Source organism: Vibrio cyclitrophicus (assembly GCA_023206055.1).
Taxonomy (GTDB): Bacteria; Pseudomonadota; Gammaproteobacteria; order Enterobacterales; family Vibrionaceae; genus Vibrio; species Vibrio cyclitrophicus_A.
Genome location: CP065366.1, coordinates 876019 through 894147, shown reverse-complemented (window position 1 = coordinate 894147; position 18129 = coordinate 876019). Strand labels below are relative to the sequence as shown.

General features: G+C 45.2%; 13 protein-coding genes. 7 read left to right on the top strand and 6 right to left on the bottom strand.

Features of this window, described 5'->3' with window-relative positions; all coding sequences use genetic code 11:
• Nucleotides 1–66: 66 nt before the first annotated feature.
• On the bottom strand, nucleotides 67–1017 hold the full coding sequence (locus ITG09_03910; protein ID UPR53582.1) for a TDT family transporter: 951 nt from the start codon (nucleotides 1015–1017) through the stop codon (nucleotides 67–69).
• A 205-nt stretch (nucleotides 1018–1222) separates the two neighbouring features.
• Between ITG09_03910 and ITG09_03905 the strand changes: the two genes are divergently transcribed.
• The 5 genes from ITG09_03905 (at nucleotide 1223) to ITG09_03885 (ending at nucleotide 5504) form a co-directional block, all read left to right on the top strand.
• Complete coding sequence (locus tag ITG09_03905; protein ID UPR52801.1) at nucleotides 1223–2119, top strand: LysR family transcriptional regulator; 897 nt, start codon at nucleotides 1223–1225, stop codon at nucleotides 2117–2119.
• An 88-nt stretch (nucleotides 2120–2207) separates the two neighbouring features.
• The gene (locus ITG09_03900) at nucleotides 2208–2501 is read left to right on the top strand and encodes a YebG family protein (protein ID UPR52800.1); all 294 of its coding nucleotides are present in this window, start codon (nucleotides 2208–2210) and stop codon (nucleotides 2499–2501) included.
• Nucleotides 2502–2935: 434 nt separating this feature from the next.
• Complete coding sequence (locus ITG09_03895; GenBank protein UPR52799.1) at nucleotides 2936–3628, top strand: iron-sulfur cluster assembly scaffold protein; 693 nt, start codon at nucleotides 2936–2938, stop codon at nucleotides 3626–3628.
• A 24-nt stretch (nucleotides 3629–3652) separates the two neighbouring features.
• A complete protein-coding gene (locus tag ITG09_03890) occupies nucleotides 3653–4642 on the top strand; it encodes a GGGtGRT protein (protein ID UPR52798.1) in 990 nt (329 codons plus the stop codon).
• A 220-nt stretch (nucleotides 4643–4862) separates the two neighbouring features.
• Nucleotides 4863–5504, top strand: coding sequence for a MarC family protein (locus ITG09_03885; GenBank protein UPR52797.1), 642 nt, complete (start codon nucleotides 4863–4865; stop codon nucleotides 5502–5504).
• A gap of 72 nt (nucleotides 5505–5576) precedes the next feature.
• On the opposite strand, the gene ITG09_03880 is transcribed toward ITG09_03885, so the two are convergent.
• The gene (locus ITG09_03880; protein ID UPR52796.1) at nucleotides 5577–7277 is read right to left on the bottom strand and encodes a bifunctional UDP-sugar hydrolase/5'-nucleotidase; all 1701 of its coding nucleotides are present in this window, start codon (nucleotides 7275–7277) and stop codon (nucleotides 5577–5579) included.
• 503 nt (nucleotides 7278–7780) lie between these two features.
• On the opposite strand from ITG09_03880, the gene dapD reads away from it, so the two are divergent.
• Nucleotides 7781–8812: a 2,3,4,5-tetrahydropyridine-2,6-dicarboxylate N-succinyltransferase gene (gene dapD, locus ITG09_03875; GenBank protein UPR52795.1), complete on the top strand. Its 1032-nt coding sequence runs from the start codon at nucleotides 7781–7783 to the stop codon at nucleotides 8810–8812.
• Nucleotides 8813–8909: 97 nt separating this feature from the next.
• Here the strand turns inward: dapD and ITG09_03870 are convergent, their stop codons facing one another.
• Together ITG09_03870 and purL are read right to left on the bottom strand one after the other, a co-directional pair.
• Nucleotides 8910–9443 carry a DUF3332 domain-containing protein gene (locus tag ITG09_03870; protein ID UPR52794.1) on the bottom strand — a complete coding sequence of 178 codons (534 nt, stop codon included), beginning with the start codon at nucleotides 9441–9443 and terminating at the stop codon, nucleotides 8910–8912.
• Nucleotides 9444–9683: 240 nt separating this feature from the next.
• Complete coding sequence (gene purL, locus ITG09_03865) at nucleotides 9684–13580, bottom strand: phosphoribosylformylglycinamidine synthase (protein ID UPR52793.1); 3897 nt, start codon at nucleotides 13578–13580, stop codon at nucleotides 9684–9686.
• Nucleotides 13581–13909: 329 nt separating this feature from the next.
• Here purL and mltF point away from each other — a divergent pair, with 329 nt between their 5' ends.
• Entirely contained in the window at nucleotides 13910–15478 is a 1569-nt protein-coding gene (gene mltF / locus ITG09_03860; GenBank protein ID UPR52792.1) for a membrane-bound lytic murein transglycosylase MltF, read from the top strand.
• Nucleotides 15479–15973: 495 nt separating this feature from the next.
• Here the strand turns inward: mltF and tadA are convergent, their stop codons facing one another.
• Entirely contained in the window at nucleotides 15974–16525 is a 552-nt protein-coding gene (gene tadA, locus ITG09_03855) for a tRNA adenosine(34) deaminase TadA (GenBank protein UPR52791.1), read from the bottom strand.
• A 126-nt stretch (nucleotides 16526–16651) separates the two neighbouring features.
• Nucleotides 16652–17941 carry an HlyC/CorC family transporter gene (locus tag ITG09_03850; protein ID UPR52790.1) on the bottom strand — a complete coding sequence of 430 codons (1290 nt, stop codon included), beginning with the start codon at nucleotides 17939–17941 and terminating at the stop codon, nucleotides 16652–16654.
• Nucleotides 17942–18129: the final 188 nt, after the last annotated feature.

Here is an 18129-nt window from a genome sequence, read left to right as displayed (position 1 = left end):
ATTAGGAATATAAGCTGATGAAATACCGAAAGCTTAAGGTCCGTTTATCTTTTGAACTATTGCCCTTTACAATCTGCCGGCTACCGCACTTAAAACACGATGAGGTTTGTAGTTCATGTAGTAACGAACAGCGACATAACCAACGACGAAGGTTGCCACAATCAGTTCTAGGTACGCTAGATTGAACACTTGGCTGATGTAGTGAGCTTCAACACCTTGTACTTGCATCCAAGCCGCCAATTTAAACAGTGCAGTTGCACCAATCACGATTGGGAAAGTAAACGCTGCATAGCCTGGGCTGAATGGCAGACGAAGTAGTTTGAAGAACGCGATGTAGATAATAAACGTCATCAACACTGCAATACCAAAAAGCAAACCAATGATCACTGGTGAAGGGCTAGCAGTAACGGTTAAGTAACCCGCCAAAGATAGGCTCGCTGGTGCTGCCATAATTGCAATGGTTGGTTTTGCAGCATCTGGCACTTCGTGAGAGAAGATCAAACGGTAAACCATCAGTGGTAGCATCACAGCGTAAACCAATAAACCAAATACCAAAGTCGCGTTCGCTACTGGCTCTAAAACTGGATTACCAGAGAAAGACACGTCAGCCACGATAATACCGATCGGTGGCACAAACCAGCTTGGTACCATGTGGTGAATCTCAAAGTTTTTAGCTCTGTGGTATAAGAAGCTCACCAAGAACACGACATGTAACGCTACCGAAGCGAGCCACATCGCTTCTTGTAAAAATTGAGAGATTGGCGCCAAAGATGCTGATACCACCATGCACCCCATAGCAAATGTTGGTACCACACTGCCGACAACAGGGTGAGCAAGGTCTTCACGTAATAGGTGGCCATGAATCAAAAATTTCACAGCTAAAACAAGAAGCAATACCGCTGCAATACCTGCACTGATCCACTGCACTAAGCCTGGAGTGTGCAACATACCTTGTGCAACTAAAACGCCATCCCAGCACCAGCCTAAGCTTGCGATTGCTAGTGCTAACCCAGCCATGGGTGTTGGAGCTCCTGTTAATCTATATTTAATACGTTGAATCATGTCAGCCTCTCTTAAACTTAATTCACTAAACTTGTGAACTCATCAGCTTGTTGAAGCCATAATACGCTTGCACTTCGTTAAACAATATCCAATTATATATAACAAGCGTTCACCAATACTGAACAACCCTTTCCGCCAGTAGCGTAGAACTAGGAACCTGATGGCTAATATCTCAATCAAACAACTCAAAGTGTTTGTCACCATTACCCAGCACCCGACATTGACTGCTGCCTCTGAGGCGCTGTTTTTGTCTAAAGCCGCGGTCAGTATGGCACTAGGCGAAATGGAGAAACAGCTGGGTCACTCTCTATTTGACCGGGTCAACAACCGATTAATTCTCAACCAAGAGGGGCATAAATTACTTCCTTTGGCTGATGAGATACTTCACCGAGCTGCAGGCATCGATGTTTTGTTCCGTGATGACCAACCATTAAGTGGCAATTTAAAGGTTGGCGCGAGTGACACGATTGGTAATCAGGTCGCACCCTTTATTTTGTCTGGCTTTCGCGAACGAACTCAACATCAGGATCAAAGCTTGTTCATTTCAAACAGTGCGCTGATCTGCCAAAAGTTGGTGGATTATGAACTTGATATCGCGCTAATTGAAGGAAAAACATTACACCCTGAACTCATTTCGAGTCAGTTTAGCAGCGATGAAATGTGTATTATTGTTAGTAATCAACATCCTCTCGTTACAAAAGAAAAAGTGATTTTAAGCGATTTGGAAGATAGTCACTGGATCCTGCGTGAATCAGGTTCAGGGACTCGTGAGTTTTTCCTACGAGCCGTCGCACCGCGCATCGAACACTGGTATGAATCCTTCGAACTCAACACCACTGAGGCTATCATCAATTCAGTTTCTGCCAATCTTGGATTCGCGTGTTTATCTCGACTGGCGGCACAACGCGCGATTGATTCAGGCCGAGTAAAAGCGCTTGATGTGCCACTCGACATGAAACGACGTTTCTGGATGCTGGTACACAAAGACAAATACCAGAGCCCTCTGCTGAAATCTTTCATGGGTTATTGTGAAGACTGGGCTACGCATCAAGATTGAAGCCGCATAGTTAGGGCTCCAACTGGACTTTTAGCATCAGAAACTGTATAAAAAGCCAGTAAAATTTATCAAACTTAGAGGATTAACCATGGCTGTTATCGTCAAGTACGTGGTGGAACGCAACGGAGAAGAGAAAATGACTTTTACCTCTAAAGCCGAAGCTGACGCATACGACAAAATGCTGGATATGGCTGATGAGCTTTTTGAACTGTTAGGCAAAAGCGATTTAGTTGAAGATGAAGGCAAGCAAGAAGAACTTGCAATGTACCTAGCGAAGAACAAAGAAGAAGTTCTTTACGCATTGGGCGCTAAGCGTAAGCCAGCTCCTAAAAAAGCGAAGAAGCTTGAAGCTGTTGAAGACGCAGAAGAAGATGCAGCTTAACTAGCTGATACCTTTCTAAAAAACGTCAATAACGCCTCTAATCAGAGTTCGTTATTGGCGTTTTTTTATACTTATCGAAATATAATGAAGCTTGTTTATAGTCGAAATCGCTCTAAACATTCGCTTGCACAAAAGTGTGATAAAGATCTAATCTATAGTCATCAGGTGATGGGGTTCCACCTAAGCTTTTGCTTCAACCGCCCGTTCTTTCCGAACAGTGCTAATGACTCCTACAGAATCGAAAACAGGTAATACTGTTGGATGTATCGCTATTCCTCCATTTTGAAATGGACTTAGTCTATCAAGACCAAGATCCATGACACCTTTGGATTACCGATACTCAAGATCTGTAGTGAATTAGCCGCACCTCTTCCAACACGTCCTGTTTTCTCAACGCCCTAGGTCTTAAATGGCTCTAACAGTGAGAAAACATTATGCACTACTCTTCAGAAATTCAATCAATGTGCCCTATTCAAAGGGGTGATCTGCACACTTCAGCGCCAATTCCAGTTGAAGGCGCTATGGTTAGTCCAAAAGACGTTATCGCTATTTCTGGCTTAAGCCATGGCGTTGGCACTTGTGCACCACAACAAGGTGCAGCAAAACTGACGCTAAACGTAAAAAACGGCATCATCGAAGAAGCGCTAATCGAAACGATTGGTTGTTCAGGCATGACTCAATCAGCCGCGATGGCAGCCGAAATCCTCACAGGAAGAACTATTCTTGAAGCTCTGAATACTGACTTGGTGTGTGACGCTATTAACGTAGCCATGCGCGAAATCTTTCTGCAATTTGTTTACGGTCGAACTCAATCTGCATTCTCTGAAGGCGGCCTAGAAATCGGCGCTGCATTAGAAGACCTAGGTCAAACACAACGTAGTCAAGTAGGTACCAGCTATTCAACCTCAGCGAAAGGCGTTCGTTACCTAGAGCTTGCAGAGGGTTACGTGACCAAGCTTGCACTTGATGACCATAGCGAAGTAATTGGCTACGAATATCTCAACCTCGGCAAAATGATGAAGGCGATTAATCAAGGTATGTCAGCCAATGAAGCAGCAGACCTTGCTATGGGAACCTACGGTCGCTTCGATGAAGCTGTAACCACCATTAATCCACGCCAACAATAATTTTTGCCAATTTAGAGGAAAGATATGATGAACACTCAATTTAATGAATCAGTAACTCGCGTATTGGCAGAAATGAACTTCGACTCTTTAGAGCAAGCGAACCAATACTGTAAAGCCCACAACGTTGATCCAAAAGCCATGGTGATGGACACCCAACCTATTGCTTTTGAAAGCGCTGCCGATGCTTATATCCTTGGTTCAGCACTCGCTCTATTCCGCAAAGCAAGCAACGCTGAACAAGCTGCGAATATCATTGGTGAAGGCCTTCAAGCATTCACCAAACCTGGCAGTGTTGCTGAGCAACGCCAAGTGGGGATCGGCCACGGTGCGCTAGCTGCGCGTCTTTTAAATGAAGAAAGCCACTGCTTTGCTTTCCTTGCGGGCCATGAATCTTTTGCTGCTGCAGAAGGTGCGATTAAAATTGCACTCAACGTCAACAAATCACGTCACACCCCATTGAAGGTAATACTCAATGGTCTAGGTAAAGATGCGGCTTACTTAATTTCTCGCATCAATGGTTTTACCTACGTTCGCACTCAATACGATTACCAAACGGGTGAGCTTGTTGAAACAGAGCGTCGCCGCTTCTCTCAAGGCCCTCGCGGAGAGATCTTGTGTTACGGCGCTGATGATGTACGTGAAGGCGTAGCAATCATGCACAGAGAAGAAGTGGATGTAAGTATTACGGGTAACTCAACTAACCCCACTCGCTTCCAACACCCTGTTGCAGGTATCTACAAAGCAGAGCGTACTCGCCAAGGTTTACCTTACTTCTCAGTTGCTTCAGGCGGCGGTACAGGTCGAACATTACACCCAGATAACGTGGCAGCAGGTCCTGCGTCTTACGGCATGACAGATACCATGGGCAGAATGCACGCTGACGCTCAGTTCGCTGGTAGCTCTTCTGTTCCGGCTCATGTGGCAATGATGGGCTTCATCGGTATGGGTAACAACCCAATGGTCGGTGCGACAGTTGCATTGGCTGTAGCAGTGAGCGAATCTCAAAACGCATAAAGTTGAGCAGCACAATCTATCCATTAAATAGAGTCCGTAAACTGAGAAACAAGCAATAACAGGCGACCAAAACTCTACACCTATCACTAAAACCAAACAGCCAGACTTATGCTGGCTGTTTTTTATTCACACTTGCTCTACTATCTATTTCTAATAATTATTTGTATCTAAGATTAAATACACGCCCTAGTATTTAACTGCATCTTTTCAAAGGAATAATATGAAAGAGCTCATCATTCATACCATTACCGTGTTCATGGGCTTTTTTGCCATCATGAACCCTATCGCTAATACGCCAATCTTTCTTGGATTAACCGGTGACAATGACAGGGAAACGGTCAAATCTATCGCTTTCCGCTCGGTGTTTATCGCTTTCGTCATCGTCAGTACTTTTGCTGTGTCGGGCAAACTCATCTTCGATCTGTTTGGTATCACGCTTTACGCACTTCGCATCACTGGCGGGATCCTAGTATTCTTGATTGGCTTTCACATGCTGCAAGGGGACTCAACACACTCTAAAGCGAAAGAGAAGGTTAACTCAGACGCCCAACAAAATGCGGCGCTCAGTATCGCCGTATCGCCTCTAGCAATGCCGATACTGGCAGGCCCGGGCACCATTGCTACAGCAATGAACTTTGCCAGCACCGAAGGTATCTACGAGACCATAATAACCATCGTCGCCTTTGGTCTACTGTGTACCTTAACCTACATATTATTTGTATTCGGCGAACGCTTCGTGAAAGCCGTAGGGCCAAGCGCATTGAACGTGATTACTCGAATGATGGGTTTGATACTTGCAGTTATTGGTATGCAGATGTTGATTGAAGGGATAGAACAGGCTTACAAGGCGCTGTTTATCTAGTTAATACCTCGAAATTCCGATACAAAAATAGCCAGCAATTGGCTGGCTATTTTTTTAACGCTTGTTTGTGAATTAGTTCGCAGGGCAGCCTTTCACTTCTAAACCATTACTCATATAGATTAGATCACCATCTGCTGGTGCGTAATTCGCAGCAGTAACATCTGGGTTCTTAACGAAGAACTCGCGGAGCACAGCGGCATCCGTCAACTGCGTCGACTCAACATCAATTACTGGGTAGTCATCACCACCAGCCGCACTGAAACTGATAACAGAGAACGTGTAGGTGTCCGCTAAGTCAAAGCCTTTGCCATTGATATCTCGAATGGTCACATCACTCAAATCACAGTCGACGGTTAAGCTAATATTGTCGAGCTGGGCATAAGCGCCAGATCCTGCAGTCATCGTCGCAACAACGTCTAAATATGCTTTAACCTCAGCCCCTGTCATCGTTGCTTTAGTCACGAAGTTTCCGAAAGGTTGAACTGTAAGTACATCACGATAAGCTATGTCGCCCGCCGCAATTGAGTCACGAACACCACCAGAGTTCATCACACCAAAATCAGCATTAACTAACTTATAAGTGCGATAAGCTTCCCCTAACAAATGACCAAGGTTAGTTTGCTCAGAACGAACCACATTACGGTCACCTTCAAGCTTCGCATCGGTTTTAGAGATAATGACATCTAACAACTCTTGTCCCTGCTGCTGATACGCGGAAAGAGTAGCAATTACTGTTGAATTAGGTTCAATTTCAGATTGGATAAATTGGTAATCACCATTTTCATCCTTCTCTTTTAAGTTCACAGGTATCAGGTCGTACTTCGCTAAATGCAGCTTTCCATCGTAAAACTCAAAATCAGCTCTACCTACATATTTGCCCCATTCGTGAGCTTGCATGATGTAGGTACCATTTTGCTGATCCGGCTTGCAGTCATCTCCCGGATTGAAATCAGCATATTCATTGCCTTCCATACAAACAGGATTTTGAGAGTGCCCGCCAATAATGGCATCTAACTGACCTTCTTCTAGAGAGCGAGCAAGCAACACATCGCCAGGCGCTTCACTACCATGCTGACCATCTGCGTAGTGCCCCATATGAGTCGTAGCAAAAATCAAATCAACCGTTTCATTGGCCTCAATTTCTTTTATGGCTTTTTTGATTTCGACTTGCGGGTCGGCAAAGTGAATCGTCGCGACGTTGTCAGGGTTAACTAATTTCGCCGTATCTTTAGTTGTCAGGCCAATAACCGCAACCTTTAAGCCATTGATGGTGAATACTTTATATGGAGAGAAAAGGCGTTCATCAGTAACTGTGTCTCCATCTTTGATATAAATATTAGCCGCTAGCATCGGGAAGTCGGCCAATTCCGCCTGCATATCTAACACATCCAAGCTATTGTCGAACTCGTGATTACCTAATGCCATCGCGTCGTAACCAAGAAGATTCATACCTACAAAATCTGGTACCGCATCCTGCATATCAGACTCTGGCACACCAGTATTAATGTCGCCACCGGACAGTAGTATCGTCTCACCACCATTTTGAGTCACTTCTGCACGAATACTATCAATCAGCGTCTTACGAGCCGCCATCCCATACTCACCCTTACTGTTCTCCCAGAAGCGGCCATGGTTATCGTTAGTATGCAAAACAGTAAATTTGGTACAAGGGTCCGCGGTGTCACACGTCACCGTGATGTCGTCATTGTCCGAACCACAGCCAACCATTGCTACACCGATAGAGAGCACCAATAAAGACTTAGTAAAATTCATAGAAGATCCTTTATTAATCGTTTTAATGTCGTTATGGCTGGAAATATACTTATATATTGAAGGTTTTTAGTGATCACTCTCTTAATTACACCGCTGATAATCTGAGTATTTACCCTAACTTTAAGCACAAGCGATTAATCAACATAATTCGATTAATCCTGATAATAAACATAAATTTATAAAGAAAATGTGACTAGCTCTATTGATACTGCGAACAAAATAGATAGCTCTAAAGAGTGTCGAAAATGAAAACGAAGTTGTACTAAGTGACTAATGTAAGCACAGTGACATGATACCCACGGAGTAATATCCGGAAAGTAAAAACTATCGCTAAAAAGACAAGCAATATCATTTTACAGACTTTATCCCGATGCGCCCTTTCATAACGAGGGCGCTCTCTTTATGATGAACGCAATTAAATTAACTTTGCTAACGGCAGCGCTTGTTATTCGAGCCGTTGTTTTGGAATAGCAAAATCAAGACTCAACACATGGAGATTCAACATGGCTTACTTTTCACTAGCCTTCGGTACGGCAACCAAAAACCGCGACAATAAAATCATTGAAGCGTTCTTCCCTAACCCACTTCTAAACCCAAGCGACGCTCTTGTAGCGGCTGTGGCAGAAGTATCAGGTTACTCTGAAGGCAACCAAGCTATCGAAATCTCTGCTGCACAAAGCGCAGAACTAGCGAAAGCATTCGCAGCAAACGATGATGCAGCTAACGCATCTTTCGCAGAAAAAGCAGCAGCATCTGAGCAACCTCTTGTTCTTGTTGTTCTTGCGACTGACGAGAAGCCAGCATCTGTTGCTGAAGGCTTCCTTAAGCTACAACTTATCTCTAACCGCCTAGTTCAACCACACGGTACAGTACTAGACGGTATCTTCGGTCTACTGCACAACATCGCATGGACTAACGAAGGCCCAATCGATCTTCCTGAACTGGCTGAGCGTCAAATCGAAGCTCGCCTAGCCGGTCGTGCTCTATCTGTAGATTGCGTAGACAAGTTCCCTAAAATGGTGGATTACGTGGTACCAACAGGTATTCGTATTGCTGATACTTCTCGTGTTCGTCTTGGCGCACACGTAGGCGAAGGCACAACAGTAATGCACGAAGGTTTCATCAACTTCAATGCGGGTACTACTGGCGTAAGCATGGTTGAAGGTCGTATCTCTGCGGGTGTTGTTGTGGGTAACGGTTCTGATATCGGCGGCGGCGCTTCTATCATGGGTACTCTGTCAGGTGGCGGTACTATGGTTATCTCTATCGGCGAAAACTGTCTACTAGGTGCAAATGCAGGTCTTGGCTTCCCAATGGGCGACCGTTGTACGGTTGAGTCTGGTCTTTACGTGACTGCGGGTACTAAGGTTCGCATGCTAGATAAAGAAGGCAACGAAGTAGAAATTATTAAAGCGCGCGATCTAGCTGGCGTTTCTGACCTTCTGTTCCGTCGTAACTCAATCACTGGCCAAATTGAATGTCTAGCGAACAAGTCTGCTGTTGAACTGAACAGCGAGCTACACAGCAACAACTAATCTAAGCGCTAGATGCTAGATGCTAGATGCTAGAAAATACGAAGCCGTTGGGGTTAAATCCAACGGCTTTTCTTTTATATAGGCAGATCAGTTTGGGTTATGCTTTCTCTGCGGCTAGCTGTTCAAGCGCCTGAATAGAGGTTTCTGATACTAACGTACCATCCATATAGTAGCTGACCTTATCGCCATCTCGAACGCCCGTCAGAACAGCTTTTTGGCCATCATTATAGGTGATGTCCATTTGAATGGTGTTCTCATCGATCTGTTGCATCTCACCCCATTCAATCTGACGATTGTTGAAACCAAGTGGGGCTTCTTTTAGTGAATCGTCTAGGCTGTCGTTCACATCAATCATGGTATCGACTTTGCTATCAAAGATATGAGGTGCGCCAGTCAGTGGGTTTTTACCCGCCCAGAATTCAATTGAGTTAAATACAATATAATCGGCTGCGGTGGTTAGTGCGTAAACAGGAGCAAGTAGGAAGTTGACGCCCGCACGAGCGTAACGGTTATCTACTACCTCAACGTTGAACTTCATTAATTTCCCAGTAACCGCGTTACTACCCACACACCCAGCTAACGACATGACAATCGCTGCCACTGCAACTGCTTTTGTGATTGTTGTTTTCATAGTTCCCTCTTATGCCACGATGATTGATTCATTTTTTGCATAGCCAGATCTGCACACATACAGGATTTACGACCTAACAAATTGATTCCATAACAATTAGCGTAGTGGAGATTTTTAGAACAGCAAACTGCAAACGTTAATTTCTTCGCCCTGGTTCCTAAATTTTGAGAAAAAAAAAGCGCAGACCTTTCGATCTGCGCTTTTCTCATTTAGTTAAAAATATCAGTCTAAAGAACCAGATTAACCCACATTCTTACGTGCGTTTTGGAACATACGCATCCAAGCACCATTCTCGCCCCAACCTTCTGGAGACCAAGAGTTTGCAACCGTGCGGAATACACGCTCTGGGTGAGGCATCATGATAGTCACGCGGCCGTCAGTCGTTGTTAAACCAGTGATAGCGTTTGGCGAACCATTCGGGTTATTCGGGTATTGCTGCGTTTGGTTACCGTTGTTATCAACGTAACGTAGAGCAACCGTACCTGAGTTTTCAATCGCGTTTAGGTGGTCGTTATCACGTACTTCTACGCGACCTTCACCGTGAGAAACAGCGATTGGCATACGAGAACCTTCCATACCGTTGAAGAACACAGAATCAGACTTCTGAACTTCAACTAGGCTGAAACGAGCTTCAAAACGCTCAGATTCGTTACGAACGAAACGTGGCCAGTACTCTGCACCCGGAATAAGTTCACGTAGGTTAGACAACATCTGACAACCGTTACACACACCTAGAGAGAAGGTATCTTCACGTTTGAAGAAGTTTTCAAATTGATCACGAGTCGAGTCGTTAAATAGAACCGATTTAGCCCAACCTTCACCAGCGCCTAGTACATCACCGTAAGAGAAGCCACCACAAGCCACAAGGCCGTTGTACTCTTCTAGAACTGCTTGACCCGTTAGGATGTCGCTCATGTGAATATCAGTCGCTTCGAAGCCTGCACGGTCGAATGCTGCTGCCATTTCAACGTGAGAGTTAACACCCTGCTCACGTAGAATCGCCATCTTAGGCTTAGCGCCCGTGTTAATGAATGGCGCTGCAATATCTTCGTTTACGTCAAAGCTTAGTTTCACGTTCAGACCTGGATCTGAGTTGTCTTTCTTCGCTTCGTGCTCTTGGTCTGCACAGATTGGGTTATCACGTAGACCTTGCATCTTGTGCGTAGTTTCAGCCCAGATAGTACGTAATTCAGTACGGTTACGTTCAATTACTACAGACTCACCAGACTTAATCACTAGCTCATCAGACGCTTCAACAGAACCAATGACATGTGAACACGTTTCTAGGCCATTTGCTGCAAGAGTAGCAAGTACCGCATCTAGGTCATCGTTACGTACTTGGATTACTGCACCCAATTCTTCGTTGAATAGTGACGCAAGCGTATCTTCGCCTAATGCTGCAATATCAGCGTTAACACCACAGTGACCTGCGAACGCCATTTCTGCTAGCGTTACGAATAGACCACCGTCACCTTTATCGTGGTAAGCGACAACTTGGTCGTTCGCTACAAGTGCTTGAACGCCTTCGTAGAAACCTTTTAGTTGCGCTGCGTTGTCTACGTCTGCTGGCTTGTCACCAAGCTGCTTGTAAACCTGTGCAAGTGCTGTCGCACCCATACGATTTTGGCCGTTACCTAAATCGATAAGAACTAGGCTTGTATTACCTTTGTCTGTACGTAATTGAGGAGTAATCGTCTTACGAACATCTTCAACACGTGCAAACGCAGTGATAACAAGAGACAGCGGAGAAGTGACTTCTTTTTGCTCGCCGTTCTCTTCCCACTTAGTCTTCATCGACATTGAGTCTTTACCTACTGGGATAGTAAGACCCAGTGCCGGACATAACTCTTCACCAACCGCTTTAACCGCTTCGTAAAGACCAGCATCTTCACCAGGGTGACCTGCTGGAGACATCCAGTTAGCTGACAATTTAATGTGCTTGATATCGCCGATGTTGGTTGCTGCGATGTTAGTGATTGCTTCACCAACCGCTAGACGAGCTGACGCGCCGAAATCTAGTAGTGCTACTGGCGTACGCTCACCAAGAGACATTGCCTCACCGTGGTAAGAGTCGTAACTTGCTGCAGTTACTGCGCAGTTAGCAACTGGAACCTGCCATGGGCCAACCATTTGGTCACGAGCGACAAGGCCTGTTACCGAGCGATCACCGATAGTGATAAGGAATGTTTTCTCTGCCACTGTTGGTAGGCGAAGAATACGGTCAACCGCTTCGTTTAGTTCAATACCAGAACGGTCAATCGCAGGGTTGTTCGCTTTTAACGTCTTCGCGTCACGGTGCATCTTAGGCGTTTTACCTAATAGGATGTCCATCGGCATGTCGATTGGCGTATTGTCGAAGTGAGAATCTTCTAATTTAAGATCACGTTCTTCTGTTGCTTTACCAACTACCGCGTATGGAGCACGCTCACGCTTACAAATCGCGTCGAATGTTGCCATGTCTTTATCAGCAACTGCCATTACGTAACGCTCTTGAGATTCGTTACACCAGATCTCAAGTGGGCTCATGCCCGGCTCATCGTTTGGCACGTCACGTAAATTAAAGATACCGCCACGCTCGCCATCGTCGACTAGCTCAGGAAGAGCATTCGAGATACCGCCCGCGCCCACATCGTGGATAAATGCGATTGGGTTCGCATCACCAAGCTGCCAACAACGGTCGATAACTTCCTGACAACGACGTTCCATCTCTGGGTTTTCACGCTGTACAGAAGCAAAATCTAAGTCTTCAGAAGAAGAACCAGAATCCATTGAAGATGCAGCACCGCCACCAAGGCCAATGTTCATTGCTGGACCGCCAAGAACGATTAGGCTTGCACCTACTGGGATCTCTTTCTTCTGAACATGATCATCACGAATGTTACCTAGACCACCAGCCAGCATGATTGGCTTGTGGTAACCACGTACTTCTTCACCTGCGTGAGAGTTTACTTTCTCTTCGTAAGTACGGAAGTAACCTAATAGGTTTGGACGACCAAATTCGTTGTTGAATGCTGCGCCACCAAGAGGGCCTTCAAGCATGATATCCAGAGCAGTAACGATACGGCTCGGCTTACCAAAGTCGGTTTCCCAAGGTTGAACGAAGTTCGGGATCTTAAGGTTAGATACAGAGAAAGCAACCAGACCCGCTTTTGGCTTACCACCAATACCCGTTGCGCCTTCATCACGGATTTCGCCGCCTGAACCTGTTGATGCGCCCGGCCATGGAGAGATTGCTGTTGGGTGGTTGTGCGTTTCAACTTTCATCAAGATGTGTGTTTTCTCTTGGTGGTAGTTGTACTGGCGAGTTTCTGGATCAGGGAAGAAACGACCTACTTCAGAACCTGTCATTACCGCTGCGTTATCTTTATAAGCAGACAGAACGTGTTCTGGTGTCGTTTCAAAGGTGTTCTTAATCATCTTGAACAATGATTTTTCTTGCTTAACGCCATCGATAGTCCAATCAGCGTTAAAGATCTTGTGACGACAGTGCTCTGAGTTCGCTTGTGCAAACATCATTAGCTCGATGTCAGTCGGGTTACGACCTAGCTTTTCAGTGAAGCTTTCAAGAAGGTAATCAATTTCATCTTCTGCAAGTGCAAGACCTAGGGTAACGTTTGCTTGTTCAAGCGCTTTACGTCCACCAGTTAATAGGTCAACTTCCGCATAAGGAGCAGGCTCAGCAACGGTAAATAGTGCTGCTGCCGATTCGAAGTCAGTGAAAACCACTTCCATCATACGGTCGTGCAGAATTGCTTTCAGCTCAACAAGTTGAAGCTCAGAAAGTTCAGTAGAGGTTTCAATGTAGAAAGCAGTACCGCGCTCTAGACGTGACACTTTAGCCAGTCCGCAGTTGTGTGCGATATCTGTTGATTTTGATGACCAAGGCGAGATAGTGCCTGGACGTGGCGTTGCAAGCAGCAGTAAACCTTCAGATTCATGCTCTTCAATCGTTGGACCGTAAGTCAGTAGCTTTTCTAGCTTCTCAACTTCAGACTCATCTAGGTCTGCCGTTAGATCAGCAAAGTGGGCAAACTCAGCGTAAATACCTGTTACAGGTAAGCTTAATTCACGACAAAGCTCTAAAAGCTTGTTAACACGAAACTCAGATAGAGCTGGGGAGCCACGCAAAATTCTCATGTGCTTACGTCTCTTATGCAGTTGATTAAGGTAGTATTGGAATAAATTCAGTGGGTTATAGGAACAACCTAACTGTTTTCTTCGAAGCTATTCCCGAAGGTTACCAAACCTATGCCGATTCCACCTCTTCAATGCGAGCGCATTATAAAGCATTTCTTTTTGTGACGTAACACCAAAAGCAACCGTTTGCGTTATTTTTTTTATCTTTCTGCGTAAATGGTACTTTTGCTGCATTTATCACCACTTTTACAACTGTTTAATTAAACCTGCTTTGCCAGCCTTGCGGGGTTTGGTATAAAGGGGCTTCCACTTTTCGAGATTTCATTTTGATGCCTAAATTTACGCTCATCTTTTCGTCTAAATTCATTCTGCTCGTTATCGCTCTGGTTGGGCTAGCGGGATGCCAGATTGAATCTGAACCTAAAAGTGTCCTTGAGCAGATACGAGATCGCGGCGTTCTTCGTGTCGGCACCCTTAACAACCAACTATCTTATTACATCGGTCCTGATGGCCCTGCTGGCTTAGATTACGAATTAGCTCGTGAATTTGCGCAGGAGCTTGGTGTAAAGCTTGAGGTCAAACCCGCTTACCGTTTGTCTGGCTTGTTCCCTGCACTGCAGAAAGGCGAGATCGATCTTATCGCGACTGGCTTAACGCAAAACAACAAACTGACGCGCGCTTATCGCGCCGCGCCTGCTTATTACTATGTAAGCCAACAGGTCGTTTACAAAAAAGGCCAGTGGCGACCAAGAAACCTTGAACAACTGATCAATTTCGAGAATGAGCGTCAGGCTGGCTTTGTTAAAGCACAAACTGAATCAGAAGAGGCGGCGTCTACTGACACATTAACGCCATCTTTGGTTGTAGTGAAAGACTCACACTTTGAGCCAACACTAAAACAGCTGCAGAAAACACACGATGACTTCATCTACGACGCCGTCGGCAATGCTGATATCAACGACCTGCTAAAAGAAGTATCGACTGGCGAGCGCTTATTCACTGTGGCTGACTCAATTGAACTGTCACTGGCACAACGTTTATACCCAGACGTAGCTTTGGCTTTTGAACTGACAGAAGACCAACCTATCTCTTGGTATTTGCAGAAGTCTGAAGATGAAAGCCTTTATGCTCTGTTGATTGAGTTCTTCGGTAACCTAAAACAGTCTGGTGAACTGGCTTCACTGGAAGAGAAATACATCGGCCACATCGGTACTTTTGACTACGTTGATACTCGCGCCTTTATCCGCGCACTGGACAGCAAGCTACCAAAATGGTCACCGCTATTTCAAAAGTACTCTCAAGAGTTTGATTGGCGCTTGATTGCCGCTTTGGCCTACCAAGAATCACACTGGAACCCTGTTGCACGCTCACCAACAGGTGTTCGTGGCATGATGATGTTGACACTACCCACCGCGAAGAGTGTTGGGGTAACCAACCGTCTCGACCCGAAACAGTCGGTACAAGGCGGTGTTGAGTACCTGCGTCGTATCGTTAATCGAGTACCAGATTCCATCACTGAACACGAGAAGATCTGGTTTGCCCTAGCCTCATACAACGTAGGTTACGGACACATGATGGATGCTCGCCGCTTAACCAAAGCACAGGGTGGCGATCCTGACGCTTGGGGTGATGTAAAAGACCGATTGCCTCTATTGAGGCAGAAGAAATACTACAGCCAAACTCGATACGGGTATGCACGTGGTGATGAAGCGAGAAACTACGTTGAAAACATTCGACGTTATTACCAAAGCATCATCGGCCATGTAAATAAGCGTAATAAAGAACAAGAAGAGAGTCTTGAAGGGTTGATTGTCATCCCACCTCTAGAGACTTCTGGTGCTGAATCAAGCATTAGTGCTGCTGAATCGACAGTAAGCAGTTCGGAACCTTCGCAGTAGATACTAAAAGAGCAATGCCATTAAGCATTGCTCTTTTTTATTGTGCTTTTTGTAATTGCGCGCAAAAGAATAAGCTCGACAAAAAGCCGTGAAACTCGATGTGTCATATTGCAGTAACAATCGAACCTTATAACGGCACACCACAATCAAGATTATGCTCTGTTGCACTGCGATGCTGGCTTTAGACTAGAACTGCTCTTCTATTTAAGCCAAGCGTGCGACAGGCCAAATAAACGAATAACACTATAATTAAATCGTTAGTCCAAACTACAAAGTCAGACGACAAATAGGAAATCATTGAAATGATGAAGAAACTGAAATCGAAGCGCCTTGATAAGACCGTTGCTGCAAACCGTCGTAAGCGTATGCTTTCAAATAATAAGAAGAAGATCATTTGGCGCAATCGCGCTTTCATGCAGATGATTGCTGAGTAAATGTAATTACCAAGTCACTTTGCTGGGCACTCTTGCGATTGAGAGTGCCAAAAGCACGCTGCTATTTTTTGTTGCTAGCCTTCATCTCTACTTCTAAACGCTGCTCTTCCAACAGACGTTCTTGCTTTCGCTTCTCTTTTATCTCTTTCCTACGACGCTTGAAAAACGCCTGCAATTGTTCACGGCACTCTTCCTCTAACAAGCCATGTTCAACGTCGGCATAGTGGTATGAGGCTTGGCTTTCAAAGAGATTCAATACCGTACCCGCCGCACCCGCTTTTAAGTCAGGCGCACCAAAGACAATGCGCTTTACTCTACTGTGTAACAAAGCACCGGCACACATAGGGCATGGTTCTAGCGTGACGTATAGGGTGGTATCGAGCAGTCGGTAATTTTCCAGAGCTTGCCCTGCTTTACGCAAGGTTTCAATTTCTGCGTGTGCCGTAGCATCGTGGCTGCCAATCGAACGGTTCCATCCTTCAGAGATAATCTCTCCATCTTTCACCAACACGGCGCCCACGGGAACCTCTCCCTCATTCTCAGCTTGCTTGGCTACCTCAATGGCACGTCGCATGAAGATTTCATCTTGAGGGGTGAATTGATGGTCTGACAAAGGGAACTCCAGAAACAAAGGATAAAAACGAAAATAGGTATGCGGTGAAGCATACCTAATCTTGGTGGCTATGAACAACAAAGAGATATTGAACAATAGCCACCATCTAGACGATTAACTCTCTATTTAGCTTACAGCTTCAACGACATCGTTAACGATTTTCGTCGCTTTAACACTCACAATTCGATTGTTCTCAACAGAGATAATTTCAAACTGCCACTGTTGGTATTGAACAACTTCGCCTGCATCCGGTAAACGCCCTATTAACCACGTCACAAGGCCATTCAGCGTTTGGAAGCTCTCGCTTTCGCCCTCAAAATCAGATAGCTCTAAACGGTTTTTCAGTTCACTGATCGGAATCAATCCATCCACCAGCAAACCGTCTTCCACTTGCTCGGTCCAAAGATCGTTCGGGTTATTCGATAGCTCGCCAGCTATCGCCTCAAGAATATCGTAATGAGTCACAAGGCCTTGAACATCGCCATACTCGTCGACAATGAATGCCATCTCAGTGCCCGACTCTTTAAAGTAGCCAAGTAGACGCAATGCCTTCATCGATTCAGGCACGTAGATCGGAGATTTAGATAAACCCATGATCACTTGAATGCTTAGATTGCCCGCCTGATTCAGCAAGGCTTTGGCTGACACCGTACCGACCACTTTATTCAAGTGATCTTGGCACAATGGAAACACACTGTGCTTTGATGAACGCAATTGCTTAAAGATGTTCTCCACAGGCTGGTCGATATCAAGAAAATCGATGTCTCTACGAGGAGTCATCAATGAGCTTACAAGGCGGTCATCAAGCTGCAAGATATTACGAATCATCTCTTGCTCACCACGCTCTATCACACCAGACTCAGAGCCTTCTTTCACGAGGGCATGAATATCATCTTCAGTCACACTGTCTTCTTCACCGCCACGTCCCATCAGCTTAAGAATGCCTTCGGTTGAGGCCGATAGCGCAAACACAAATGGCGTCGCGATTTTAGATAACCAGAAGATAGGTAGCGCTACTAACACAGCGATGTTTTCAGCTTGAGATTGAGCGAAACGCTTTGGTACAAGTTCACCGACAACAATCGCGAAGTAAGTAATACCCACCACCACAACCGCAGTAGATAAGATGTTCGCTCGTGTTGGATCTACCCCCCACAGTTCCAGTTGAACGGCCAATGGAGCCGATAGCGTCGCCTCACCCACAATACCGCTGAGCAGGCCGATTACCGTGATACCGATTTGGATTGTAGAGAGGAAGCGGGTTGGATTTTCTTTGAGCTCAAGAGCAACCTGAGCGGAGCGATGTTTTTCGGCTAAGCGTTTCAGCCGACTATTCTTTGCTGCTACCAGTGCAATCTCTGACATGGCAAACAGACCATTTAAAACAATTAACCCTACTAAAAGCAGAATTTTCATGTGGATTGGATTTCCTAATTTTACCGGCCAACAATTAGCCGTAATCCGGAGTATAAGCTGAGTGCCTTTATTTTGAATATAAAAAGTTTTGGATATAAAAAATTTTGGAGATGAAAAAACAGGAAAAAATAGCGAAAAAAGCCCGCACATTTCGGTGCGGGCTTAGTAATGAATAAAGCTTAATTTTG

Coding starts and splice junctions, on each gene's coding strand:
- ITG09_03910 (UPR53582.1), bottom strand. CDS start 1,017: ATGGCTGGGTTAGCACTAGCAATCGCAAGCTTAGGCTGGTGCTGGGAT.
- ITG09_03905 (UPR52801.1), top strand. CDS start 1,223: ATGGCTAATATCTCAATCAAACAACTCAAAGTGTTTGTCACCATTACC.
- ITG09_03900 (UPR52800.1), top strand. CDS start 2,208: ATGGCTGTTATCGTCAAGTACGTGGTGGAACGCAACGGAGAAGAGAAA.
- ITG09_03895 (UPR52799.1), top strand. CDS start 2,936: ATGCACTACTCTTCAGAAATTCAATCAATGTGCCCTATTCAAAGGGGT.
- ITG09_03890 (UPR52798.1), top strand. CDS start 3,653: ATGATGAACACTCAATTTAATGAATCAGTAACTCGCGTATTGGCAGAA.
- ITG09_03885 (UPR52797.1), top strand. CDS start 4,863: ATGAAAGAGCTCATCATTCATACCATTACCGTGTTCATGGGCTTTTTT.
- ITG09_03880 (UPR52796.1), bottom strand. CDS start 7,277: ATGAATTTTACTAAGTCTTTATTGGTGCTCTCTATCGGTGTAGCAATG.
- dapD (UPR52795.1), top strand. CDS start 7,781: ATGGCTTACTTTTCACTAGCCTTCGGTACGGCAACCAAAAACCGCGAC.
- ITG09_03870 (UPR52794.1), bottom strand. CDS start 9,443: ATGAAAACAACAATCACAAAAGCAGTTGCAGTGGCAGCGATTGTCATG.
- purL (UPR52793.1), bottom strand. CDS start 13,580: ATGAGAATTTTGCGTGGCTCCCCAGCTCTATCTGAGTTTCGTGTTAAC.
- mltF (UPR52792.1), top strand. CDS start 13,910: ATGCCTAAATTTACGCTCATCTTTTCGTCTAAATTCATTCTGCTCGTT.
- ITG09_03850 (UPR52790.1), bottom strand. CDS start 17,941: ATGAAAATTCTGCTTTTAGTAGGGTTAATTGTTTTAAATGGTCTGTTT.